This is a genomic window from Brevibacterium sp. Marseille-P9724 (genome assembly GCF_902500275.1).
In the GTDB taxonomy this organism is placed as follows: Bacteria; Actinomycetota; Actinomycetes; order Actinomycetales; family Brevibacteriaceae; genus Brevibacterium.
This window is the reverse complement of record NZ_LR722992.1, coordinates 51980-76828: the sequence shown is the minus strand read 5'-3', so window position 1 is coordinate 76828 and position 24849 is coordinate 51980. Positions and strand designations below refer to the sequence as shown.

Annotated in this window: 23 protein-coding genes and 1 pseudogene; 17 read left to right on the top strand and 7 right to left on the bottom strand. The window is 62.3% G+C overall.

Going from position 1 to position 24849, the window contains the following annotated elements; genetic code table 11:
- Positions 1-85 precede the first annotated feature (85 nt).
- Complete coding sequence (locus tag GC119_RS05140; protein ID WP_070776741.1) at positions 86-943, top strand: hypothetical protein; 858 nt, start codon at positions 86-88, stop codon at positions 941-943.
- Here the strand turns inward: GC119_RS05140 and GC119_RS05135 are convergent.
- Positions 847-2415 carry a helix-turn-helix transcriptional regulator gene (locus GC119_RS05135; RefSeq protein ID WP_151952615.1) on the bottom strand — a complete coding sequence of 523 codons (1569 nt, stop codon included), beginning with the start codon at positions 2413-2415 and terminating at the stop codon, positions 847-849. The two genes, GC119_RS05140 and GC119_RS05135, sit on opposite strands and share 97 nt — an antisense overlap.
- A gap of 201 nt (positions 2416-2616) precedes the next feature.
- Between GC119_RS05135 and aceA the strand changes: the two genes are divergently transcribed.
- Both aceA and GC119_RS05125 read left to right on the top strand, forming a co-directional pair.
- Positions 2617-3891, top strand: coding sequence for an isocitrate lyase (gene aceA / locus GC119_RS05130; RefSeq protein ID WP_070575837.1), 1275 nt, complete (start codon positions 2617-2619; stop codon positions 3889-3891).
- Between the two features lie 90 nt (positions 3892-3981).
- Complete coding sequence (locus GC119_RS05125; RefSeq protein WP_226829300.1) at positions 3982-5589, top strand: hypothetical protein; 1608 nt, start codon at positions 3982-3984, stop codon at positions 5587-5589.
- A gap of 129 nt (positions 5590-5718) precedes the next feature.
- Here the strand turns inward: GC119_RS05125 and purB are convergent, their stop codons facing one another.
- The 6 genes and pseudogenes from purB to GC119_RS05095 form a co-directional block, all read right to left on the bottom strand.
- The gene (gene purB / locus GC119_RS05120; RefSeq protein WP_151952613.1) at positions 5719-7152 is read right to left on the bottom strand and encodes an adenylosuccinate lyase; all 1434 of its coding nucleotides are present in this window, start codon (positions 7150-7152) and stop codon (positions 5719-5721) included.
- A 7-nt stretch (positions 7153-7159) separates the two neighbouring features.
- Entirely contained in the window at positions 7160-8371 is a 1212-nt protein-coding gene (locus tag GC119_RS05115; RefSeq protein ID WP_319643750.1) for a RecQ family ATP-dependent DNA helicase, read from the bottom strand.
- A 169-nt stretch (positions 8372-8540) separates the two neighbouring features.
- A complete protein-coding gene (locus tag GC119_RS05110) occupies positions 8541-10571 on the bottom strand; it encodes an ATP-binding protein (RefSeq protein ID WP_151952611.1) in 2031 nt (676 codons plus the stop codon).
- Positions 10568-11842, bottom strand: a complete 1275-nt coding sequence (locus GC119_RS05105; RefSeq protein WP_151952610.1) for an SIR2 family protein — start codon at positions 11840-11842, stop codon at positions 10568-10570. The genes GC119_RS05110 and GC119_RS05105 overlap by 4 nt, the downstream gene beginning before the upstream one ends.
- Positions 11843-11994: 152 nt before the next feature.
- Positions 11995-12447: a hypothetical protein gene (locus GC119_RS05100; protein WP_151952609.1), complete on the bottom strand. Its 453-nt coding sequence runs from the start codon at positions 12445-12447 to the stop codon at positions 11995-11997.
- Between the two features lie 296 nt (positions 12448-12743).
- Positions 12744-13385, bottom strand: a pseudogene (locus tag GC119_RS05095) (RecQ family ATP-dependent DNA helicase); the annotation flags it as partial.
- Positions 13386-13508: 123 nt separating this feature from the next.
- Between GC119_RS05095 and GC119_RS05090 the strand changes: the two are divergent.
- The 14 genes from GC119_RS05090 to GC119_RS05025 all read left to right on the top strand — a co-directional run bounded on the left by GC119_RS05090 (position 13509) and on the right by GC119_RS05025 (position 24845).
- A complete protein-coding gene (locus tag GC119_RS05090) occupies positions 13509-13736 on the top strand; it encodes a hypothetical protein (RefSeq protein WP_151952608.1) in 228 nt (75 codons plus the stop codon).
- Positions 13733-14353: a hypothetical protein gene (locus tag GC119_RS05085; RefSeq protein ID WP_070575826.1), complete on the top strand. Its 621-nt coding sequence runs from the start codon at positions 13733-13735 to the stop codon at positions 14351-14353. The genes GC119_RS05090 and GC119_RS05085 overlap by 4 nt, the downstream gene beginning before the upstream one ends.
- Complete coding sequence (locus GC119_RS05080; RefSeq protein ID WP_151952607.1) at positions 14350-15756, top strand: hypothetical protein; 1407 nt, start codon at positions 14350-14352, stop codon at positions 15754-15756. The genes GC119_RS05085 and GC119_RS05080 overlap by 4 nt, the downstream gene beginning before the upstream one ends.
- Positions 15757-15902: 146 nt before the next feature.
- On the top strand, positions 15903-17051 hold the full coding sequence (pdhA, locus tag GC119_RS05075; RefSeq protein WP_070575820.1) for a pyruvate dehydrogenase (acetyl-transferring) E1 component subunit alpha: 1149 nt from the start codon (positions 15903-15905) through the stop codon (positions 17049-17051).
- 32 nt (positions 17052-17083) lie between these two features.
- Positions 17084-18049 carry an alpha-ketoacid dehydrogenase subunit beta gene (locus GC119_RS05070; protein ID WP_070576365.1) on the top strand — a complete coding sequence of 322 codons (966 nt, stop codon included), beginning with the start codon at positions 17084-17086 and terminating at the stop codon, positions 18047-18049.
- A gap of 8 nt (positions 18050-18057) precedes the next feature.
- Positions 18058-19413 (top strand): dihydrolipoamide acetyltransferase family protein, encoded by a 1356-nt coding sequence (locus tag GC119_RS05065; RefSeq protein ID WP_151952606.1) that lies wholly within the window; start codon positions 18058-18060, stop codon positions 19411-19413.
- A gap of 374 nt (positions 19414-19787) precedes the next feature.
- On the top strand, positions 19788-20024 hold the full coding sequence (gene rpmB, locus GC119_RS05060) for a 50S ribosomal protein L28 (RefSeq protein ID WP_019174295.1): 237 nt from the start codon (positions 19788-19790) through the stop codon (positions 20022-20024).
- A complete protein-coding gene (rpmG, locus tag GC119_RS05055) occupies positions 20024-20191 on the top strand; it encodes a 50S ribosomal protein L33 (protein ID WP_019174296.1) in 168 nt (55 codons plus the stop codon). The genes rpmB and rpmG overlap by 1 nt, the downstream gene beginning before the upstream one ends.
- Positions 20192-20197: 6 nt before the next feature.
- The gene (gene rpsN, locus GC119_RS05050) at positions 20198-20503 is read left to right on the top strand and encodes a 30S ribosomal protein S14 (protein WP_070575814.1); all 306 of its coding nucleotides are present in this window, start codon (positions 20198-20200) and stop codon (positions 20501-20503) included.
- Positions 20504-20561: 58 nt separating this feature from the next.
- Positions 20562-20846: an HU family DNA-binding protein gene (locus tag GC119_RS05045; protein ID WP_070575812.1), complete on the top strand. Its 285-nt coding sequence runs from the start codon at positions 20562-20564 to the stop codon at positions 20844-20846.
- A gap of 263 nt (positions 20847-21109) precedes the next feature.
- Positions 21110-21658: a YceI family protein gene (locus GC119_RS05040; protein WP_070575809.1), complete on the top strand. Its 549-nt coding sequence runs from the start codon at positions 21110-21112 to the stop codon at positions 21656-21658.
- 259 nt (positions 21659-21917) lie between these two features.
- The gene (locus GC119_RS05035) at positions 21918-22664 is read left to right on the top strand and encodes an IclR family transcriptional regulator (RefSeq protein WP_151952605.1); all 747 of its coding nucleotides are present in this window, start codon (positions 21918-21920) and stop codon (positions 22662-22664) included.
- A gap of 263 nt (positions 22665-22927) precedes the next feature.
- Positions 22928-23635, top strand: coding sequence for an IclR family transcriptional regulator (locus GC119_RS05030; RefSeq protein ID WP_070575803.1), 708 nt, complete (start codon positions 22928-22930; stop codon positions 23633-23635).
- Positions 23636-23651: 16 nt separating this feature from the next.
- Positions 23652-24845: a hypothetical protein gene (locus tag GC119_RS05025; protein WP_151952604.1), complete on the top strand. Its 1194-nt coding sequence runs from the start codon at positions 23652-23654 to the stop codon at positions 24843-24845.
- Positions 24846-24849 lie beyond the last annotated feature (4 nt).

The window sequence follows — 24849 nt, the reverse complement described above, 5'->3', positions numbered from 1 at the left end:
ACTGGATCTCGGCGGCGAAGGAATGCCGGGACCGCTGGGAAGCGCGGAATCGGGGCATGGCCCCCGGCGCGGAAAGGAAAATACAATGCGTGATTCGAGCGGAGAACGCGGCAGTGCCCTGTGGCTTGCGGCAGGCGCCCTGTTTGTCATCGCGGCATGCATCAACGGATTCAGTGACGGGCTCCTCGACGTCCTCCCGTACACGTATGCGCTCATCGGAACCGCCGTTTTCGCAGCGGCAGGCATCCTCGTGGTCCTAGCTGCACCCGGAGAGCAAATCGGAATCTTCCTGCGAAACAACCGTATGGTCATGTATTTGGGACTGCCCCCGATTGTCTGCAGCATCCTCGTGCTGCTTGAAGCGAACATGGTCAGTCCTCCGATGGAGGAAACTCCGGGCTACCTCATGCTGTTCGCCCTGCCCGAGCTCATTGTGGTGGCAGCGATCTGCCTGGCATCAGCTTCTCCCCCAGACGTGTCTGCCGCCGCCACCGACAGTGCCGCGACCGACAGTCCGCTGACCGTCGACACCGAGCAAAGATCGCCCGCCTCGACGTGGATCATGTGCGCGGTCCTCTATGCTGCAGTGCTTGCCGTGAGCGTCGGCGGGACCTTCCTCGAAGGAATGCTCGCCAACAATGTGGCTTTCCCGGCTTCCCGGATTCTAGTGCTGTTGCTTCTGACCGGGGCGCTCACGTGCGCCCTGCGCGCTGATGCACTGATCAGCTTGGCGCAGCAGCAGAAACTGTTTGTCCCGCTGATGGTGCTGTCAATGCCGACGCTCATGGCGGTCTTCTCCCTGGCCATTACAAACTATGGCGGCTATGGCGAGCTCTACGACTTCACCTACCTCGACGTGATCCTCGAGTTCATCGGCGCGCTCGGGCTGCTCGCGTCCATCGTCCTAGTCTCTCTCGGTGCGTGGCGCTCGAGGAAGGCGTAGACCTCGGTGCGGTCAACACCGGGGAACACCCCCGGTGGGACCGCGGCAAGGAGTGATGCGTGGGTGCGGGCGGACGGCCACGAGGCGTCTTCCCACTTGGCACTGAGCTCTTGCGGCGGCTGCGAACAGCAGCTGGGGTCCGGGCACTTCGATGTTGACCGGTGCGGGGTTCCCTGGCCCGTGAACCACTTCACGTGGGCGAAGGGCACACCGACGCTGATGGAGAACTCCCCGCCGGGCAGCACCCGAGCTGTGCACCAGAAAGTCCCTTCTGGGGTGTCCGTGTACTGGAAGTACGGGCTGAACCGGTCTTCAACCCGGTACACGGCACGCGATGTGAATCGCTTGCACGCAAACTGCCCTTCCACAGAGCCCAGGGGATCCTGGGGGAAGGGCAGTCCGTCATTGGAGTACGCCTTGTGAATGGTTCCCGTCTTGGCGACCTTCATGAAGTGCACCGGCAGGTCGAGGTGCCGGGTGGCGAGGTTCGTAAATCTGTGCGCGGCCGTTTCGTAAGACACCGAGAAACGGTCGCGCAACTCCTCAATAGAAATACTCCGGTTTTTCTTGTCGTTCTGCAGCTGTTCGACAGCAGATTTTTCCGGCACGAGCAGAGCTGCGGCCAGATAGTTGACTTCTACGCGCTGGCGGAGGAAATCCTGGAAGCTTTTCGGCGGGGTGTGGCCGAGCACGTGTGAGGCCAGGGCCGTGAGCACGTGAGAGCGCGGATCGCCCAGTGCCTGTGAATCGTTCGACAGGTACAGCCGCTTATTGCGCGTATCCGATACCGAGCGCGTGGAGTCTGGAAGGTCCGGCACGTAGTGCAGGGAATAGCCCAGGTGGTTGGCGATTGCGGCTGTCTGTGCCTGTGACAGTGGGCCGTCGCCCGACCCAATGGCGCTAAGCAGCTGTGCCGCTGCAGCTTCGATGTCCGGGAAGTAGTTGTCCTGGGCGCGCATTTCTTCGCGCAGCACTCGGTTGGCCCGGCGCGCCTCCTCCGGTGTTGCGGCCCGCTGTTCAAGGACTGTCGCCAGGGCCCGCTGCAGTGAGGCAATCGCCTGGAGTTCGTCATTGCCCAATGACTTCGCTCGGACCGTCGGCAGGCCCAGGACGGAGTACAGCGAAGAGTTCTGGCGGCGCTCAACTTCGAGTTCCAGCGCAGCACGCGGATCGGCCGGGGTGGGGTTGAGGAGGTCGTCAACAGAAACGTCCAGTGCATTTGCCAGGGCCCCGAGCATGTCGAGGCTGGGCGCTCGCTTGCCGGTTTCAAAGGCGGAGATCTGCGATGCCGCCCGGCTCACAAGCGCACCCAGTTCCGCCATGGTCATCCCGGATCGTCTGCGGTAGTGGCGCAGGTTCAGGCCAATCGACAGGGCATCTGCTTCCGCCTGATGTGCGCCTGCTTGGGAGCCTGCCGCAGGCGGTTTATGAGCGTTCGAGGGAGGAAAGCTGCTGTGATGTGGGCTCGTCATGGGGCAATTATGGCACTCGCATCAGCAGAAGAGCGAAAATTCTGCAGAGCAGAAAAACGGAGAAAATTCTTCTGAAAAACTCTTTTGGAGGCGTGCGTCACAGAGAAAGATAGAACCCAACACCGGAACCCGGCAGCGCATCGCCTTCCAGCAATCGCTTCCTCCGGTGCAACGGCTCAAACGGCTCACAAAGGAGAAACCATGACTGACCTGCACAACGCTTCGGCAATCCAGAAGGACTGGGACGAAAACCCCCGCTGGAAGGGCATCGACCGCGACTACACCGCGGAAGACGTCGTCAAGCTCCGCGGCTCGCTCATCGAAGAGCACACTCTTGCCCGTCACGGTGCCGAACGCCTGTGGGAACTGGTCAACACCGAAGACTTCGTCAACGCCCTCGGCGCGCTGACCGGCAACCAGGCCGTTCAGCAGGTCAAGGCCGGGCTCAAGGCCATCTACCTGTCCGGTTGGCAGGTGGCAGCAGACGCAAACCTCGCCGGTCAGACCTACCCTGACCAGTCGGTGTACCCGGCCAACTCGGTTCCCGCTGTTGTGCGCCGCATCAACAACGCTCTCATGCGCGCCGACCAGATCGAAGTCGCCGACGGCAAGAAGACCGTCGATGACTGGTTCGCCCCGATCGTGGCTGACGCAGAAGCAGGCTTCGGCGGCACCCTCAACGTGTACGAACTCATGCGCGGCATGATCAACGCCGGTGCTGCCGGTGTCCACTGGGAAGACCAGCTGGGCTCGGAGAAGAAGTGTGGCCACCTGGGCGGCAAGGTGCTTATCCCGACCGCGCAGCACATCCGCACCCTCAACACGGCCCGCCTGGCGGCCGATGTCGAGAACGTCCCGTCGCTCATCATCGCCCGCACCGACGCTGAGGCTGCAACGCTCATCACCTCGGACGTTGATGAGCGCGACCAGCCCTACATCACGGGTGAGCGCACCGCGGAGGGCTTCTACCGGGTCAAGAACGGCATCGAGCCCTGCATTGCCCGCGCCAAGGCATTCGCCCCGTACGCCGACATGATCTGGATGGAGACCTCGACGCCAGACCTCGAAGTCGCCAAGCAGTTCGCCGAAGCGGTCAAGGCCGAATACCCCGACCAGCTGCTGTCCTACAACTGCTCGCCGTCGTTCAACTGGAAGAAGCACCTGGACGACGACACGATCGCCAAGTTCCAGCGCGAACTGGGCGCTATGGGCTACAAGTTCCAGTTCATCACCCTGGCTGGCTTCCACGCGCTCAACTACTCCATGTTCGATCTGGCTCACGGCTACGCCCGCGAACAGATGAAGGCCTACGTCGACCTGCAGGAACGTGAATTCGGTTCGGAAGACCGCGGCTACACCGCAACCCGCCACCAGCGCGAGGTCGGTGTGGACTACTTCGACCAGGTTGCCAACATCATCAACCCGCAGTCCTCGACGACCGCAATGAAGGGCTCCACCGAGTCCGCCCAGTTCTGACCAAAGAGTCAGAAGAACCCAGAGCACGTCGGCTCTGGCCGTCAAGTCGGAGCCGACGTCAACCCAGAAAAGGAAAACACCGTGTCTCGCATGATTGTCCGCGGAACCCAGCAGCCCGAGTTCGGCAGAGTTCTCTCCACTTCCGCGCTTGAGTTCGCTGCGGCTCTGCACAGCGAGTTCGAGACCGAACTGCGCACAGTGCTGCACAGTCGGCAGGTCTCCCGTTCTGGTTCGGACGTGGGCCGCCTGCCGGCTTCGGGGCAGTCCGCCGAAGTCGAGCGCACGATGCCGGGCTTCCGCGTTGTCGGTGCTGGTCAGGACGTCTGTTCCTCCGCAGACTCCGCGACTGGCACTGCCGACGCGGGAAGCCCGCACGCGGTCGGCACCGCGGATGGCACCAGCAACACCGCGGGGTTTGTCGAGGTGGTTGCTCCTGCTCTGGGTCAGCAGATTTCCGACGCTCTGCGTTCGGGAGCACAGCTGTGGGTGGCTGACTTCCACACCGGGTTGAGCCACCGGTGGAAGAACGTCGTCATCGCTCAGCAGAACCTGAGGGCCGTTGTGCGGGGAGAGGCTTTTGCGCTCGATCCGCACAACGGTCACCGGGTCAGCATCCGCACTCGGCACATGCCGTTGGTGAGCATCCGTCCGCGTGACCTTCACGCCCGCGAAGCCCACCTGGTGTGGGAATCCGACTCCGGGCGGCGGGTGCGCTCGGTTGCCGGTCTTGTCGACTTCGGCCTGTTCTTCTTCCACAATGCGGCCGGTCTGCACAAGCGCGGTGAGCACCTGCGGGTACACCTGCCGGGCATTGAAACAGCAGCTGAGGCCGCCCTGTGGAACAGCGTCTTCGCTTTCGCGGAAGACCGCATGGGGTTCGAACGCGGTTTTATCCGCGCGACCGTCCAGGTGGACACCTTCGGCGGTGCTTCCTTCCTTGAGGACATTCTGTTCGCCCTGCGGGAGCACTGCGAAACCGTCACCACGGGTGTGCGCGCCTACATGTCTTCGCTCATCTCCGCTGCTCGCGACTACTCGGACATTTCGTTCGACGACTGGACGACGCTCGACTTCGACGAACCCTCCGTGACCGCACTGCTTGACCGCGCGGCGGCACTGAGCGCTGAGCACGGTGCCCTGTTCAGCGCCGAGTTCGATTCCACGCGGCCGGAGATGACACGCATCCGCGTGGGCGAACCCGCCCTGGTTGACGATGCCCGCGAACTGCTGGAGACCACACGCGAACTGGTGGACGCCGGCACCACCAGGTCGACTGCCGACCCGGGCCGCCGCGCCCTCATTGTGGGCGCACGCACCCCGAACATCAGCATCGACGATGTTCACGCCAACATCCGCCGTGTGCTCGGCTACACCGACACCTACCTGTCGGGGCTGGGGGAGTACCGCGAAGACGGTCGGATGATCGGCACCGCCGCGGCGGAACTGTCGCACAGCCAGCTGTGGCAGTGGCTGCGCAACAGCGTGGAGCTCACCGACGGCCGCACCTTCGACACCGCTGTGTTCACGCGTGCTGTCGCAGAAGAACTCGCGATTGTGCCGCTGCACGCCGCCGACTACTTCCACGAAATCGCCGACATGCTGCGCGAAACCGTTGACCACCCCGACTTCACGGAGTCTTTCGTTCGGCTGGCCTACGACCGCTTCCTCGTAGAGCGAGCCGCACGTCGGGCCTCGTGATCCGGTTCCCGCACACGGAACTGAAGCACACACAGAACCGCACGCACAGAAAAACTGGCGAGGTGCCGCTCCTGGTGAGCGGCACCTCGTCAGTTTGTACTGGGGTCAGCAGGGGTGTGGGCAGAACGATCAGCCGTTCTTCAGCGCACTCCAGCGTTCGGCGTGGTCGGCGGCAAGCTGGCGGGCCCGGCCGATATACGTCTGCGGGCGCAGCTGCTTCAGGCGTTCGGCGTCCTCTTCCGGCAGGCCCAGGCCCTCAGTGAATTCCTGCAGCTCCGCCTGGCCGATCCGGTGGCCGCGCGTGAGGTCCTTGAGCTTTTCATAGGGGCTGTCCATGCCGGGAACACCGCGCAGATAGGCCGCGCGCATGACCGACTGGACGGCCTCGCCGAGCACTTCCCAGTTGCCGTCGAGGTCAGCATCGAGGGCGTCACGGTTGATGTCGAGCATTTTCAGGCCCTTGACCAGGTTGTTCATCGCCAAGATCGAATGGCCGAAAGCGACACCGATGTTGCGCTGCATTGTCGAGTCCGTCAGGTCGCGCTGCAGGCGGCTGGTGACAAGCGTGTCGGCAAGGGTGTTCAGCAGAGCGCACGACACTTCGAGGTTCGCTTCGGCATTTTCAAAGCGGATGGGGTTGACCTTGTGCGGCATGGTCGAGGAACCGGTGGCGCCCTCAACGGGGATCTGCTTGAAGTAGTTCATCGAAATGTAGGTCCAGAAGTCCGTCGCCAGGTTGTGGGCGATCCGGTTGAACCTGTCGATGTCGGAGTACAGCTCCGCCTGGAAGTCATGCGATTCGATCTGCGTGGTCAGTGGGTTGAACGTCAGCCCCAGACGGTCTTCCACAAAGCTGCGGGCAATCTCCGGCCAGTCAGCACCGGGAACCGCGACAGAGTGGGCGGCGTAGGTGCCGGTCGCACCGTTGATCTTGCCCAGGTAGACGGTGTCTTTGATCCGCTTGAACTGGCGGGCCAGACGGTGCGCGGTCACCGCGATTTCCTTGCCCATGGTGGTCGGCGTGGCCGGCTGACCGTGCGTGTGGGCGAGCATGGGAACCTCGGCGAGCTCCTGGGCCATGGCCGTCAGCTGATCGATGAGCGCTTCGGCCCGCGGCAGCCACTGGTTTTCAACCGCGCCCTTGAGCCCCAGGGCGTAGGACAGGTTGTTGATGTCTTCGGACGTGCAGCAGAAGTGCACGAACTCGCGCAGGTCATCCCCGCCGAGCTCAGCCAGGCGGTCCTTGATGACGTACTCGACGGCCTTGACATCGTGCACCGTGACCTTCTCAATGTCTTTGAGCTTGGCAATAGTGGCAGCGTCAAAGTCCTCGACCAGCCCGCGCAGGCCCGCCTTCTCTTCTTCTGTCACAGTGCGCACTCCGTCGACCACACCGTTTTCAGACAGGTGGATCAGCCACTCCACTTCCACGTGGATGCGGTCGCGATTGAGTGCGGCCTCAGACAGGTAGTCGACCAGGCCCGCCGCATCGGCACGGTAGCGGCCATCGAGCGGGCTCAGGGCAATAGCGGGATCAAGATCAGCCAAAGTCACGCGAGTCATAGCCCCATCATCCCACGTCTGCTCCGGCGACGATTTCCAGAACCTCGGCGCCATACGCCTCGAGCTTTTTGTCACCGACCCCGCTGACCTTCCGCAGAGCAGCCGACGACTGCGGCTGGGCAATCGCAATGTGCATGAGTGCGGTATCCGGGAACACCACGTAGGCGGGGACACCGGCGTTCGCGGCGGTGGTTCTACGCCAGATGCGCAGGCGGTTGAAGATCTCCTCCTGATCTTCCGTCAAATGGAACTTCCGCACACCCCCTGACGAGGCGGAGCTCGTCCTGCTCTGCCTCTTCGGCTTGGCCAGTTCGACCCTCACCTCGCCGCGCAGCACCGGGTCGGCAGACGCATCGACCATGAACACGCCGTACTCGCCGACCGGCACGGTCCAACCGCGCGCCGTGGTCTGTCGGAATACCGAACGCCACTGGGCTTCGCTCAGATCGGCCCCAATGCCCCACACCGACAGGCTCCCGTGGTCGGACTCTTCCGAGCGCGGATTGTTCTTACCGCGCAGCACGTCAATGATCTGCCCCGTGCCGAAGTGCTGACCGCGCTCGCGCTCCAAGCGGATAATGGTCGACAGCAGCATCTGCACCGGCACAGTCGCATCCCACGCCTGCGGGGGATGAAGGCACGTATCGCAGTTGCCGCACGGGCTGGAATCCTCTCCGAAATACTGCAGAATCTGCTGGCGGCGGCAGCTGAGCGACTCACACAGGGCGAGCATGGAATCCAGGTGGCGGCTTAGATTCTGCCGGTGCTGCGGCGAACCCTCCGACTGGCTGATCAGCCTGCGCTGAGCCACAACATCGCCCAAGCCGTACACCATCCACGCGGTCGCCGGCAGGCCGTCCCGGCCGGCTCGGCCCGTCTCCTGGTAGTAGCCCTCAACGGACTTCGGAAGATCCACGTGGGCGACAAAGCGCACATCCGGCTTGTCAATGCCCATCCCGAAGGCAATCGTGGCGACGATGACAACGCCGTCCTCACGCAGAAATCGCGCCTGGCGCGCCGAACGCTCATCCTGCGGCAGACCAGCGTGATAGGCCATCGCATCGATGCCCTGCTCACACAGATAGTCAGCAAACTGCTCCGTCGACTTGCGCGACAGACAGTAGACAATACCCGCCTCACCCGGATGTTCATCCTTGATCAGCTGCACCAGCTGACGGCGCGGAGAAGTCTTCTCCGCAGTCTGAGGTTCCCCGAACACACTCCCCTGCGAACGTGCGCACGTGTGCGGTCCTAGATTTCTGGATTCGCATGCATGTCGGGAAGCACTTTTGACGCGCGACTTTCGTGGCTGAGGATGGCTTTGGTCGCGATCTTTGCTGATCTACTGGGGCACAGTATCCGCGATACGGGCCGGCGTAGCCCTAAGGTCAGGATGTCCAGTGATCGACAACCTTCTGCCAGTTGAATTCAACAGACTTCATGCCCGTCCAGATTTCCCAGTACCGAGGATCGTCTGAGTGTGGGCGTTGACTACTATTCAGGTGACTTACCTCAACAAGAGTTGGCAGTTCCGTAGCCCAACCAAGTAGAATTGCCTGGCGTGGTGGCAGCGAAGGCAATTCGTGCAATAAATCGCCGAGCGAGTCAGGCACTAATCGTCTGAGCAGGTCCTGGTCTCGGTCGTTCACGATGCGATGCAGAAGAAAGCTGTTGCACTGAGAGAGCACAGTCTGAGAAAGTGCAGACGGGCGTTGAGAGGACAGCACGAGACCAAGTCCGAACTTTCTGCCCTCTCGCGCGATACGTTCGAAAGTCTCACGGCAAAGATCAGCGCTGGTTGGGATGTCTGCGCTGCTGACGCCAGATGCTACGAAACTGTGCGCTTCTTCGAGCACCAACACCGTCGGAAGAACCTCGCCAGTGATTGCTCTGACGTGCTGGAGTGCCTCCATGACTAGACGCCCGATTACCGCAACGGCAGTGTGAACGACTTCTGGAGCTAGAAGCGACAAGTCGATGACAGCGACTTCGCCATTCTCGCATTCTTCGTCCCCGAGGAACTTGCTGAGCCATTCTGCAAGGCTCTCATCACCATCAGGTGCGATGATCGGTTGATGACGGAGGTCGCCCAGTAACCCTTTGACCCTGATCAGGAAAGATGACGCGTATCCAGCGTCTCGCTGGAAGTCAGATGTTCTGAGAAGCGCCTCAAGTTGGGAGGGAAGGTCCTGGGGATCGAAGACTACCGGCATGTCCTCCGTATATTTGGTGTCCTCCTCTGGCTCCCCTAGACCCGCGAGCGCGCTACGCAGGCAGTCGAGAAGGGTATCAACCTCGGTGTTGACGTAGCTTTGGTCCCCATACTGACGGGTGGTGCAATGACGTTGTCGCATGTCCTCGACCTGCTGCAACAATTCCTCTATCCCGTCTTCATCTTGCCAAGGAGAGAAAACATCCTCCATGTCTTCTAGGACCAAAGTGAAGCTCGTATAGCGGGGGAACTTGAGATGCCCCGGCATGTCGCTTCGTAGAATGCTCCATATATCGAGGTGAGCCCGAAGCTCTACTGCTAGACGATCGATCCCCTCGATCTCTGTATCTAGACTATTCCGGAGGTTTCTGAGAGTGCGTTGGAGCAGAGGACGTTGTGACTGCGCGGAGGCTCTGGTGATTGCGGCCCATTCAGCGCTTGACCAGGACCAAGCGGGAACAGTGAGTCTCTCTTCGCCTTCGCCGCTTGGCTCGACGCGGAGAACCCTTACCCCTGTCAAGTCTTTGAAACAATCCTTGTATTCACCGTTCGGGTCTAGTACCACGAATCTGGAACGCGATTTGTTGTTGCTGGACGCTGCGCGTGCGGCCGATAGCGACCAGCGGACAAGCCCAGCGACGGTACATGACTTGCCCGAACCCGTTGAGCCAAGGACTGCCAAGTGTCTACCGAAGAGGCGGTCTGGATCGAATGCGACATCTGTATCGCCTGCTAGAGGTGATGTGCCTAGTACAACCTTCCCGGCTGTCGTTCCTGCGCTGCCGATCGCTCCGATCTGCTCGGCATCGGGAACTAATACCGGCTCGCCTACCGACGGATAGGAAACGACACCCCGTACCAGTTCGGGTGACGCGTTGTCGGCCATCCCCCACCTCAAGGTTCCCAACGGGGTGACTGACATTCGCCGATGTGGGAAGGGGATATCGAGCAGTGTTCGATCGTGACGTTCAGCCGCCAAGGGAATCGAGTTATCTATGCCTATCCATGTGACAACACCAACCAAATGACCGACCTCGCTGGGTATCAGCACCCATGAGTTGATTCGGGGAAATCGTTGCACAAGGCTTGTATCTAATGACGTTGCGCTGGGCGCCTCGTTAGATAGAGAGACGCTAATCTCTCGAGGGGAGACACTCTCCACTGAACCGATGATCTGACTTCTGCGAAAGGCAAACGGTGTGCTCATGAGTCCTCATTGTGACCGTGCTGGGGGTCGAGTTCATCCCCGAGCTTTGATCGCTTGTTGAGGTAGTCGAACTGAGCCTCAAGGATCTGGTCCGAAGTAATCACAGGGAGCAATGAGGAAAACTCTTCAAGACCTCCTACGTCCGGGCCTACAAGTTCGGTTGTCTGCGACGGAGGAAACAGAGTCCGAGCCTTAAAAGAGTCGAAGGCGCTGAGAGGATCGCGCGACACGACGACTAAGTGGGTTGATGGAACGCGGAGCATGTCTGCTATTACTCGATTGATGTGGCCATCGCCAAATCCATAACCGAAGGTGACCAGTGTCGTATTCGGACGACAAACAGCAGCGGCGAAGTCACGGAACAACTCGGCGTAAGGAAAGGACAGAGTCTCAACATCCTTCGCCGGATTGGGGTAGATGACTGCGTTCGTTGCTGTCTTCGAAGCGGCGCGAGGACCACCGAAAGGAATCGAGTCGCGCCAAATCTCCCCTCGTGCGAAGCTCCAATCGATAGACCCATGCAGCTTGGCGTACCTTGCCACGCCGTCGACCAGTCGGGGCTCACCCCTAACTCCAGGCGGAGAATAATGAAGGTCCAGGTTGACTCTGGATGCGCTGAACTTGGGGTGGAGCCTGCCTTCGAAGCGGTCTATCAGATGTAGGCCAAGTACATCGGCCGCGTACTCCAATAGCCGATCATAGTTAGTAGTAAAGAGGTTCAGACGATCGCGTTGAGCAGGCCGAGCGGTGAATGGCCCGAGAAACTGTGTCAAGGCGCGTGTAACCTTGAGGGCTTCGCCGTCGGACTTCTGGTGATGCTCCCAGATGTTTCTTTCGAAATCCAGTACTTCATTCAGGAGGCTTGACATGGCGACTTCGATGGCAGCTCTGACTGAGTCTTCCTTGGACTTTTCACCGAGCACGGCGAGGCCATCCGCGAGCATCATGGCAGCTCGAATCTCGTCTTCAAGATTTGCATCTCGACCAACGTTCCGAGCCGATTCCTGCGCATATTTTCTTATCCGTGGAAATGGTGCTTCCTCGTCTTCTGAGACATGGCGAGACATTAGGGGCGGGAGCTTCCCTGCCATACTGCCCGCCGCTGCGCTCAAACCGTTGCCAATCAAAAGCGAGAGATGCTCGGTCTGAAGTAAGGCGGCCAGCCACGCCTCGACTCGACGTTTCTGAAGTGCGGATAACGACCCTGAACCTTCAGCCTGGATTAGATCTGCGCCGAGCCGGACGACGGAGACCTGCTTGCTACCGGACACTGGGGCACCCTCGCCGTTCGCCGGGGTCAGCGTGACCCCTCGGAAACTCGCCGGGTCGGCACGTGATGCGGTGACTACCGGATAACTCTTCGAGCTCGCGCGACTTCACCAGACGGAGACCTCCCTTCGGTGACGCGGTCACCTACTGTTCGCTACATGTCCGACTCATTCTCCCGCATGCTGCCAGCGGCCACCATGCGACACGCAGGTGAAAGAGTCACGTCATAGCCCGCAGGTCGGCCGCCAGCGATCAGAGTTCTGGCGGTGGAGTTCATGTTCGTGAGGGTCACCGAACCGACGGGCTCTTTCTGCCATCTGCTGTCGCAGCCACTCCCGTTGGCACGGGTGGCCTCTATCAAGATGGCAGCTTCGTTCACAGGCAGGGCGCCGAGCTCGTCTGACTCGGCGCGGAGCACTGCGGCCTCAGTTCTTGCGTTATGCACGAGACGGTGCGGGTTGGGGGCGCGCATGTCCAGATGGGCACGGCGGGCTTGCTCTGCTCCGTACTCGCTGATCAGAAGTGCCCGGCGTTCCTGCTTGTGCCGTGTTCGCGTCTCGTCGCGGCCGGCTCTCGCCGCCTCGACGTGCTGGGCGGCGTCGATCACGCGAGGGTCGGCCCCGGCACGGAGTTCTGCTCGCTGTGCTGCCCAGTCGGGCAGTGTCCTGGTCTTTTGGTCGTGGTTCGCCGCACGTCGCGCGCTCCTGTGCCCGGATGGCTCGGATGTGCTGATTTGCTTCGCGGTGTTCGACGCGGGTTTGTGCTTGCCAAATCTATCCATAGCGGCGAGGCGACCGCTGGCCGCGGCCTCGTCTGCGACGGCATCGAGGTAGGCAACGCCATCAGTCTTGGCCAGCTCTGTCCTGCTCGTGTGACGGGTAGATGTGTTTAAAGAACCTCCGCAATCCGGTACTGAATGTTCGGCCGATCAAAACTCGAAACAAAATGGCGCGCCTCACCCATGGCCAACCGCCGCGTCAGTTCATCATGGGCAGCCGGGGCGGCGGTTGCCGTCAGCGCGACACGCGGCACGGCCGGAAAACGCTCGTGCAGAACCGACAAACCCAGGTAGTCAGTCCGAAAATCATGCCCTCACTGGGACACACAGTGCGCCTCATCAATAGCAAACAGCGAAATCTGCGTCTGCTCCAACAGGCGCAGCGTCCTTTCCTGGACGAGCCTTTCAGGAGCCAAGTACAGAAGATCCAAAGCACCCGAACGCAGCTGGGCCTGCACCTCGTGAGCTTCTTCCGGGCTCAGACTCGAATTGAGGTAGGCGGCTTTGACCCCGAGCGCTTCGAGGGCGACAACCTGGTCCTCCATGAGCGCGATGAGGGGCGAGATGACCACGCCGGTGCCGGGGCGCACCAGCGCAGGAATCTGATAGCACAGCGATTTACCGCCGCCGGTGGGCATGAGGACTACCGCGTCGCCGCCTGTGCACAGGTGGTTGATGATCTCTTCTTGTTGGCCCCGAAACGACGAATAGCCGAAGACGGAATCGAGAACTTCGGCGGGGGTTCGCTGTGCGGCAGTCACGGGCACACCCTATCCGTGTCCATGCAGTGTGCGCCGCTGAGTATCGGCTGACTGTGGATAACTGCACGTGTGTCCACAGGCTTCGGTCCACCCTGGCCGGCGTGGGCAGGCCGCGCTGAAGATCGGGCCATGGATGAACTGCACGTGATGATGAAGCAATGGGAAGCCATCAGCGGCGAACTGGCGATGCTGGCGAACGCCGTGGCCGCAGCTGATCCCGATTACTGGGAAGGTGCCGCTGCAGAAGCCTTCCGCAGGCAGCTGCGGGAGCGAGCCCGCGCGTGCTCTGAGGCCGGGCGCATGGCGGACGAGGTCGTGCGGGCTTTCGCCGAGCACGTCAGGAAGGCGGTGTCATGACGTGGCTCGACCTGGACCCTCGCGCTTTCGCAGCGCTGCCGCCAGACCTCGTGGCGCTCCTGCCGCTCGGGATCGTACCGACTCTGACGGAGCCGGCTGTTGGGGAGCCAGCTCACGAGGTGCCGGTTCCGGGGGAGGGGAGTGGCACCTCGGGTTCTGGTGGGGAGGGCTCCCCCGGGAAGCCCGTCAACGGTGCCGAGCTTGCACTCGCAGTTGCCTTCGCCTCGAACCCATTTGTCTTTTCCGCCTATGCGTACGGACCGCCGGGCATTCTGGTCATCCACGCGGTGTTCGACCCGGCAACCGCCGCGGTCATCGTGCGCCGCGACAGGGGCGATGTGGAGGCGGACGGCGGTGCGGCCGACCGTGGTGCGGCCCTACACGGGCGTCTGCTGCGCGGAACATTCTGCGACCTTGGTGACCTCCCGCAGATTATGGGAGACATCCTTGCCGCGGGCTTCAGCGACGGAGCCTTTGCCGTGGGCGCACTCACCCCTGACGGGACGCCTGGACAGGTTTTCGAGCACATTGAATTCACTGCGGCGGACCGTCCATCCGCCATCGTCGCAGCACTCGATGCGGCGCTCGCCGCGGCTTACGAGTGGGTGGAGTCATGAGGGTTATCGGCGGGGAGCGCGGGTTTTTTGCCCGGCTTGAAAACATCCGCAGCGCGGCGGGCACTCTGCGGAACCTGGGTGAGAGCGCTGGCGACGTTGTGCGGGCGTCACCTCAGCCGCCCGGCGTGGGCTCGCTGCTGGACTCTCCGCTGACGTGGGCAAAAGTCGAACACGCCTGCGCTGAGTTCTTCATGCGCACCCGTGGGCTGGGCGACAGCCTCACGAAGCTCGGTGCGCAGGCGCAGCTGGCAGCGGCGGGCTACGAAGCTGCCGATTCTGCCGCCCACAGGGCGCAGCAGTTCGGCAGTTGGGCGGCCGGCTGGGGCCTGGGTGTGGCGGTGCGGGTGACAGCACCGGTGTGGGCGGTTCCGGCGGCCATTGCGGCACTGACAGCGGCCGGATGGACAGCGGCGGCGGACGGGCTTGTCACCCTCATCACCGGGCGCAGTCCCGAACTCGGAAAGAAGGCCATGGCCGCAGCCCGAGGCATCTTCGAGCAGGCGGTGGCAGACAACACAGGCGCGTTCAGCCGGGTGCTTGATTCCGGGCTCTCCGGCTTCGGCACGGGCCTGCTGGGCCTGCCGCCGCTGCCGCCCATCATCGATGCAATGCGCGCTGGCCCGCTGACCCGCTCTCTGGCCAAGACCGGCGAAGCGCGCGGGGCCTTTCCCACCGAACCTCCGGAGGTTCGCTCTCACGCGGCTGCGGCGGGCGGTTCGCCGCGTTCCCTGTCCGGCCTGTACGAACGCCAGGTAGCCGCACACTCCGGTCGCGAAAACGGCAGGGTTCGGGTGGATGCGGTCCGCGGACAGGACGGCAAGAAGCGGTACATCGTCTATGTGCCGGCAACAACCGACTGGAGTGTCAAAGGCGGACGCAACACAACGGACACGGCAACGAACGTGCAGACCATGGCAGAGCGAGAATCAGCCATGCGCCACGTGGTGAAGACGGCAATCAGAGAAAGCGGCATCCAGCCCGAAGACGAAATCATGCTCGTGGGCTATTCGCAGGGCGGAATCGTCGCGGCATCGCTGGCAGCTGATCCCGAATTCCGCAAACAGGCGCGCGTGCGGCAGGTGGTCACCGTCGGCAGTCCCGTCGGCCGCTTCGACGTGGGGAACACCAAGGTGCTGTCGATCGAACAGGACCGAGACGTAGTTCCGGCACTCGACGGAACGGACAACCCTGACAAGCGCACCTGGACCACGATCATCGCGGATTCACCGCCGGTGGACAGCCCCCTGGGTGCTCATTCCTCTGAGGCGTACACCGAGGTCATCCGCGATCTTGAGAGGAGTCGACAGCCGGATATTGTTCAGTTTTCGAAAGACAATCGCGACTTTCTCGGCGGCACCGTCGAAGAGTCGCGCGAATACGAAGGGGTCCGCCAGGAAAAGTAAAAGTGCATATTGGCATAGGTCCTCACTTCCGTTAGATTGTGTTCACGATGTGAAACACGTCGCCGACGTGCAGGCAAACAGCCGAGCGCTCGGTTGGTATGGCAAAGAGGCCACAAGCCCATTCGGCCACGATTAGAGGAGACGCAATGACCTCGAATCTCGCAGGCAACACCAGTGCTGCTCAAGATTCAGATCGTCCGATGATTCAGATGCTTTCGCCGGAAGGCAAGCGCGTTCGCTCCGGGGAGTACGATTCCTACGCCGCAGATCTCACAGGCGAGGACATGCGCGATTTCTACCGCGACATGGTGCTCATCCGTCGAGTGGACGCAGAAGGCAACGCCCTGCAGCGCCAGGGTCAGCTGGGGCTGTGGGCCCCGCTGAAAGGCCAGGAGGCAGCGCAGATCGGACTGGGCCGCGCACTGCGCAAACAGGACTTCGTGTTCCCCACCTACCGTGAACACGGCCTGGCGTGGTGCCGCGGAGTTGAACCCGAAACGCTGCTGGGCATGTTCCGCGGACAGCACCACGGCGGCTGGGACCCCCAGGAAAACCGCTTCCACACCTACACGATCGTCATCGGCTCGCAGGTACTGCACGCCACCGGCTACGCCATGGGCGTGAAGTTCGACGGCGACGTCGCCACCGGCGACCTCGAACGCGACACGATCTCGGTTGCATGCATGGGCGATGGCGCAACCAGCCAGGGCGACGTCTCCGAAGGCCTCAACTTCGCGGCGGTTTTCCACGCGCCCGTCCTGTTCTTCATCCAGAACAACCAGTTCGCCATTTCCGAACCGAACTCCGCACAGATGGCAGCACCGCTGTTCAAGCGCGGAACCGGCTTCGGCGTTCCCGGTGTGCGCGTCGACGGCAATGACGTGCTGGCCATGTACTCCGTGGCCAAGGCAAGCGCCGATTCGATTCGCGCGGGCCTGGGCCCCATGCTGATCGAAGCGTTCACCTACCGCATGGGTGCACACACCACCGCTGATGACCCCACCAAGTACCGTTCGGACGCGCTGACGGAATCGTGGCTCGAAAAGGACCCCATCGACCGGGTTCGCCGCTTCCTGCACCGCGAAGACTACGCCGACCAGGAATTCTTCGACTCGATCGACGAAGAAGCCGACGCGCTTGCCGCCCGGATTCGCGGGGCCTGCATGGCCATGGATCCGCCGGCGCCGTCTGAGATCTTCGATTCCGTGTTCGTCGAAGAGCACCCCCTCATCGAAGCCGAACGGCGTGAGTACCTGGAATACCTCGACTCCTTCGCAGAGGAGGGCGCACTGTGACCGCGGCATCCGCACTCGACTCGGTTCAGAAGATGCCCCTGTCCAAGGGCATCACCGCGGGGCTTCGCAAGGCAATGGACGAAGACCCCAAGGTTGTTCTCATCGGTGAGGACATCGGCAAGCTCGGCGGCGTCTTCCGCGTGACGGAAGGACTCCAGAAGGACTTCGGCGAGCAGCGCGTCATCGACGCCCCGCTGGCGGAATCCGGCATTGTCGGCACCGCAATCGGCATGGCCATCCGCGGCTATCGCCCGGTTGTCGAAATCCAGTTCGACGCCTTTGTCTTCCCGGCCTACGACCAGATTGTGACCCAGCTGGCAAAGCTGCACGCGCGCACCCGCGGCAAACTCAATGTGCCGGTGGTCATCCGCATCCCCTACGGCGGCGGCATCGGCTCGCCCGAACACCACTCGGAGAGCCCGGAAACCGTCTTCGCCCACCATGCGGGGCTTAAGATCATGGCGCCGTCGAACGCACACGACGCCTACTGGATGATCCAGGAGGCCATTAAAAGCCCCGACCCGGTCATCTACTTTGAGCCCAAGCGCCAGTACTGGCTGCGCGGCGACGTCGACCTCGGCAATCCCGCCACCACCGCGTACAGCGCTGAAGTCGTCCGGCCCGGACGGGACTGCACGCTCGTGGCCTACGGCCCGCTCATACCGCAGGCACTCGACGCGGCAGCGGCAGCGGCGGAAGAAGGCGTTGACCTCGAGGTCATTGATCTGCGCGGTCTCAACCCCATCGACTTCCCGGCCATCGAAGAGTCCGTGAAGAAGACGGGCCGCCTTGTTGTTGCCCACGAAGCCCCCGTGTTCCTGGGCTTGGGATCGGAGATCGCCGCACGGATCAGCGAACGCTGCTTCTACCACCTGGAAGCGCCCGTGCTGCGGGTCGGCGCTCCGCACGCCCCGTACCCCGGTTCGAAGCTCGAACAGCACTACCTGCCTGACCTCGACCGCATTCTCGATGCCGTCGACCGGGCCATGGACTTCTAAGGAACCCAATGACAGACACATTTCTCCTGCCCGACCCGGGCGAGGGGCTGACCGAAGCTGACATCATCTCGTGGAAGGTCGCCGAAGGCGACACCGTGACGGTCAACCAGATCCTCGTTGAAATAGAAACCGCAAAATCACTCGTCGAACTGCCCAGTCCGCACGCCGGTGTGATCGCCAAACTGCTGGTTGAAGAAGGCCAGACCGTCGAAGTCGGCACCCCGATCCTCGAGTTCGAAGGCGACTGCACGGCCTCCGGTGACGCTCCCGCAGCCGGTGGCGCTGCGGAGGACACTGCGGCCGACGAAGGCACCGGCCCGAACCTCGTGGGCTATGGAACCACCGCGCAGTCCAAGCGCCGCCGCCCCCGCAAGGGACAAAAGCCGCAGGACCAGCATGCAGCCCCGGCACCGGAAGCCCGTGCGGCTGCGGCGGATCCGGCTGTGCAGCCCGCACCGGAACTGCCAGAGACAGCCGGGCGCGCTCTGGCCAAGCCGCCGGTGCGCAAACTAGCAAAAGACAACGGCATCAACCTGGCCGATGTCCCCACGACCGGCGAAGGCGGCGTCGTCACCCGCGCCGACCTCATGAACTACATGGAGAACGGTCAGGCGAGCTCCGCGCCCGCCCAGACGGCCGCCGTGGCGACAGGCACCTCGGCAGCTGGCGGCCCGGGTGCAGAAGAGCGCATCCCGTTCAAGGGCGTCACCAAGTTCATGGCGCAGGCAATGGTCGATTCGGCGTTCACCGCACCGCACGTCACCGAATTCCTCGACGTCGACGTCACCGCAACCATGGAACTGGTGTCGCGCTTCAAGGCGTCCGGTCTGCTCGGCGACGTCAAGCTGTCACCCCTGGCCGTCGTTGCCAAGGCCGTGACCTGGGCGGTAGCTCGCAATCCGCGGATCAACAGTTCGCTGGAAGGCGATGAAATCGTGGTCAAGCACTACGTCAACCTCGGCATCGCCGCGGCAACACCGCGCGGCCTCGTCGTGCCGAACATCAAGGGTGCTCACACGATGGGCCTGGGCCAGCTTGCAGGAGAAATCCGCGAACTGGCACTCACCGCCCGCGAAGGCCGCACCACCCCGGCCGCGCAGACCGGTGGAACCATCACGATCACCAACGTCGGAGTGTTCGGCGTAGACGCCGGAACCCCCATCATCAACTCCGGCGAAGCCGCCATCCTCGCCTTCGGCCAAGTGCGCCAGCGCCCGTGGGTTGTCGACGGTGAGATCGTGCCGCGCGACATCACAACGCTGGCAGTGTCCGCCGACCACAGGCTGGTAGACGGGGAGATCATCTCGAAGTTCTTGGCTGACGTGGGCCGAGCGCTCGAAGACCCCGCGATCATGCTGGCCTAAGCGGCAGCGCCGATGCGCCGCGGGCTGCGCCGGAGAGCCAGTCCGATTTGGCGCATCGGCGCGCAGCGGCTTAGAATGATTGACTGTTGTGGCCGAATTGCGCCTCAACGCGCTCACACAGCGATGCTGAGCACAGGCCCTTCTCTCACAGGCCTGACACACGCTGGTGAGACATCGTCGGAACACGGGACTATCCACCCCGCAGGTTTCGCACACGCCCTGCACCGGGCAAAGAGCATAACCACCGCTGTGTTCACGTCGACGCGACTGTCGACATGGGAACGTGCCCGGTGGAACTGTGAAGATGTCTCGGCGGCCCTCACGCACACGGCGCGAGGACAGCGCCGCCGGCAGAAGTCAACTGGAGGAGAGTCATGGCAGCAGTCTGCCAGGTAACCGGGGCCACCCCTGGTTTTGGGAACAACGTCTCCCACTCGAACCGCCGCACCCGTCGTCGGTTCGACATCAACATTCAGAAGAAGCGCTACTACGTGCCGTCGCTGCGCCGCAAGGTCACGCTGACGGTTTCGACCCGCGGCATCAAGGTCATTGACGCCCGCGGCATTGACGCTGTGGTCAACGAGCTCATCGCCAAGGGAGTGAAGCTCTGATGGCAAAAGCACAGGACGTACGCCCGATCATCAAGCTGAAGTCAACGGCAGGAACCGGTTACACCTACGTGACCAAGAAGAACCGCCGCAACACCCCCGACCGCATCGTCATGAAGAAGTACGACCCCGTGGTCCGCAAGCATGTCGAATTCCGCGAGGAGCGCTGATAGTCAATGGCTAAGAAGTCTAAGATCGCACGCGAAAAGCAGCGCCAGGTCATCGTCGAGCGCTACGCAGAGCGCCGTGCCGAACTCAAGCGTCAGCTGGTTCACCCTGACTCCACAGACGAGCAGCGCGAAGAAGCACGCCTGGGTCTGCAGAAGCTGCCCCGCGACGCTTCGCCGGTCCGTCTGCGCAACCGCGACCAGGTTGACGGGCGCCCGCGCGGCTACCTCCGCAAGTTCGGTGTTTCACGCGTTCGCTTCCGGGAAATGGCCCACAAGGGCGAACTTCCTGGCGTTACCAAGTCGAGCTGGTAAGGTTTTTCCTGTTCGTCTCGGTTATACCGAAACCTGAGTCCTAGAGGAGGACGCTTTTATGGCTAAGAACCGCAGCGAGCTTGTCGCAGAAGTTGCAGACAAGTCCGGCCTGACGCAGAAGCAGGTCTCTGACGTTCTCGACGGTGTCTTCGATGCCTTCGCAGATGTTGTCAGCAACGGCGAAAAGCTCACAATCCCGGGCTGGCTGTCCGTTGAGCGCACCGAGCGTGCTGCTCGCAAGGGCCGCAACCCGCAGACCGGCGAGGAAATTCAGATTCCCGCCGGCTACTCGGTGAAGCTTTCGGCTGGTTCGAAGCTCAAGGCTGCTGCAGGCAAGCCCTGATCCAGCAGACTGCGAACTTCACGTTCTTGAACTCTGATCGCGGCGTCTAGCGCTGCGGCGAGCACCCACGAGGGGACTCCGACAACTGTCGGAGTCCCCTCGTTGTGTTTCAGGCCCAGAGGGTGAATCCGGCCCACCGGCATGTTGGCCAATTGGGGCGTGTCGATTCGCTCGCTAAGCAGAAGAGCCGCACTAAGGTTGAAACTTCAATAAAGCGCTGTTAGTGTTTTCCTTGAAAGTTCACTTAGCTTAGGAGTTTCATCATGGCCGCACTGCCGGCAGGCCTGACCGCAGGCACTTGGAATATCGACCCCAGCCACTCAGAGTTCGCTTTTCGGGTCCGTCACGCGGGGGTTTCACGCGTGCGCGGTTCCTTCGATGTGATCGGCGGCAGCTTCACGGTGGGGGAGTCCCTGGAAGAACTGTCTGTCAGCGCCCACGCTGATACCGCGTCCGTTGATACGGGCAATGCTGACCGTGACGCGCACCTGCAGCAGGCGGACTTCTTCCTGGCCGAGGAGCACCCTCGGCTGACATTCGCTTCAACTTCGGCTGTGCTCGGGGCTGACGGTGAGTTCACCCTCGTCGGCGACCTCACGATACGCGGTGTGACAAAGAGCGTCGAGTTCGCCGCAAGCTTTAACGGCGCCGCCGAAGATCCCTACGGACAGACGATCGCCGGTTTTGACGCAAGCGCAAAGGTTGATCGCCGCGACTTTGGGATCGCATTTGACGCCGCCATGCCCGGCGGCGACCTTCTGGTGGGCAACCGTGTCGACATTCTGATCGAGCTTGAGGCAGTGAAGGCCTGACCGGGCTCCAGGCCGAAGCGTGCGGGTCCAGGCGGTTGCGCTGAATCGCGGCCACAGGTTGCGGTAGTCTGCCGAACAGACATTGTCACCGCCCAGCATGCACATGTGCGCACTGCCATCACGCGGAGCGCGCGGCTGTGTCGGCCACCCGCTGCAAGCGTCAACATCGTTGTCGACCGAGTTCGCAGCTCTCGTCCAGTGGTGTGCCGAATAGGTTCCGCTGGGCGAGCTCTGCGCTCGGTCTTCAAGGAGGAATGACGTGGCAGAAGTTCCCGCACTCAGGCGGTCTATTGGGATTCTCCGGCACCTGGGGTCCTCGCTGCTGCCGGTCAGTGCCGGCGCTCTCGCCCGAACCCTGAGCATTCCCCGCTCCAGTCTGTACGACCTGCTTTCGGTTCTTGAAGAGTTCGACATGGTGCGCAGGTCTGAGAACGGCTATCTCCTCGGTTCAGGTGTGGGCGAGCTCGATGCGGCCCATTCGCGTCACGATTCTCTGCGGCGAATCGTCCAGCCCGCTGCAGCTGAAGCTGCCGAAGCAGCTGGCGGTTCAGTGTGCGTATCCGTTCTGCGCGGTGGAGAAGCGCACTGCCTGCTGAGGGAAACTGCGACGTGGCTGCCCGGCACCGGGGCGCAGTGTGAAGCCCGCAAGCCCGCCTATCTCACCGCAGCGGGCCGGGCGATTCTGTCGCGGCTGGAGTGGCGGGAAGTTGCGGTGATCTATTCCTCAGAGCCCGTCTTTGCCCAAAGCGCCGGGCAGGAGCTGCCGTCGTTGCGGGAATTCAATGCAGAACTGGCGGAGGTTCGATCTCGCGGCTGCGCGCTTGAGCACCCTTCAATGGGCAATGCCGTCTTGACGGTTGCCGCGCCCATAGTCGATGCCGCCGGGCGGCCGATTGCAGCGTTCGGCGTTTCGGTGTCGCCAGAAGGCATCGTGGCGGATCGTGAAAGGGAGGTCAGCGCACTGGCGATCGAGGCTGCTGAGGGGGTTTCAGCACGTCTGCGATGAGCGGATTCCAGTAGCCCGGACGATCGGGCCAGTGAGAGCGCCCCTGTGTTTTGATTGAAAGCTAATGTATTAATATACGAAAACAGTAAAGGTTAATTTCCCCAAAACGTCTGTTGGTTCACGAAGCGCGCAGATGCATCTCACGTAATCGCGCTCAGGGCTTCGTGTCCCTATTTCTCGGTAGGCTGAGAATCGAAATAATCATCTTCGGTTCGCTGTTACCGTCAACGCCACAGCAGGCGCACGTGCAGAAAGGAGCACGAATGGCGGATGTCCCTGCTCTTCGGCGAGCAGTTTCTATGCTGCGCGCTATATCCGTCAGCAGCGAGCCCATGAGTGCCGGGCAGCTGTCCCGCGAACTTGAGATCCCGCGGTCGACGGTCTACGACATCCTCACGGTTCTCGAAGAACTCAACGTTGTCATCAAACGCAAGATCGGCTATCTTCCCGGGCCCGCTTCATCGGGTTTCGGGGCTGCGTATCTGCGGTCAATGCCGCTGGTCAACGCGGCAGCTCCGGCTATTCGCGCGCTTGCTGACGCTATGGACGGCTGTGTTCACCTGTCCATGCTTCGCGGCAGAAAAGCTCAGATCCTCGCGGTTGACCGCGGCACCGGCGCACCCGTCTGCTCAGACTGGGCCGGCGACATGCAGCCGGTGGAAACATCAGCTCCGGGCCGGGCGATCTTGTCGTGCCTGCCCAGGGACGCGGTTGCTGAACTCGTTGACGACAGCATGGTCGAGCGAGTATTCGAAGAAATCCGAGCGGTTCGCCTGCGCGGCTACGCGGTCGAACGCAGCAAAAACGACAACACGTGGATCATCAGCGCTGCTGTGCAGCCCAGGTCCGGTTCGCTGGTTGCAGCGCTGTCGGTTGTCCTGCCTGCCGAGCAATGGGATAACGACAGCGAACTGCGCGCTTCCAAGGCCGTCAAGCTTACTGCCAAGAGGCTTTCCGACCGCCTGAGCTGACGGTTAGGGTTGATCCGTGACCCTCCGACACGACCCGGCGGACGAACCCTTCTTCCGCGAATGGAACAACGCGCGGCGTCGCGAAACCGGGCGGGTGCGGACGATCAGCCGGTCCCGCGCACGTTCAGCTCTGCTTCAGCAGCATTTGGGGCTCACGCGGGATCTTCCAGTCCCTGCCTGCCTTATCGTCGGATCCAAGGGCAAGGGCACAGCGGTGGCGGCAGCAACGGCGACCCTGCACGCTGCAGGCCTGCGCGTGGGAACCATCACGAGCCCGCCCCTGCGGCATAATCGCGAACGGATCCGCGTCGACGGCGCCGCTGCTTCTCAGAGTGACTACGAGGCTGTTTCTCGGCGGGCCGCCCGTGCGCTTGACTGCCTGCCCGCACCGCATGCGGGCTATCTTCCGCCTTCGGGCATGTTCACTCTTGTCGGCCTGCGTTGGCTATTGGATGCCGAGGTGGATGTCCTGGTTGTCGAAGAGGGCCTGGGCGGTCTCAGTGACGATGTTTCGCTGTTCTCGTACCCGGCCGTCGGCGTCACGCAGATCTTCAGCGAGCACCTGGATGTTCTGGGCGGTTCGCTCGATGCGGTTGCAGCTGATCTGCTGGGAGTCATCGACGAAGCCACTGAGCGGGTTGTTGCTTTCTCTCCGCAGCCGCCCCAAGCGCAGACCCGCCTGCCGCCAAATACGGTGCCGATTGAAACGGGGGCGACGCTTGAGCGCAATATCCGCGTTGGTGCTGAAACCGCCCGCAGCCTGTTGGCCGTCAGCTTCCCGGACAGACCGCACCAAGCCCTGCCGAATGCCCGGGAGCTCGCCGACAAGCTGATTCTGCCGGGCCGAGCGTCCCTGCACGCCGTGGATGGGGCACAGTGGTGCATTGATACGTCAATCAGCCCGGAGGGTGTTGCCGACATCCGCGGCCGGGCCGAGCGCATTCTGCGCCCGGGCTTTCGCGTGCTGGCAGCATTTCCCGATGTCAAAGACGTCGAAGGCTGCATAGCTGAACTCGACGGACTGCCGGTGACATTCGTCGGCGCAGGCCGCGAATACCTCAACTACACCCGCTCACAGGCAGGCACGACAACTCAGAAAGCAGCACACGACGCCCGAACCGACGGCTGCGATGTGCTGGCCGTGGGCACCCAGTCCTTCGCCGGCGAGCTGCTGGAACTCCTTGAAGTCGAAACCGACCGCTGGTGGTGAGGAA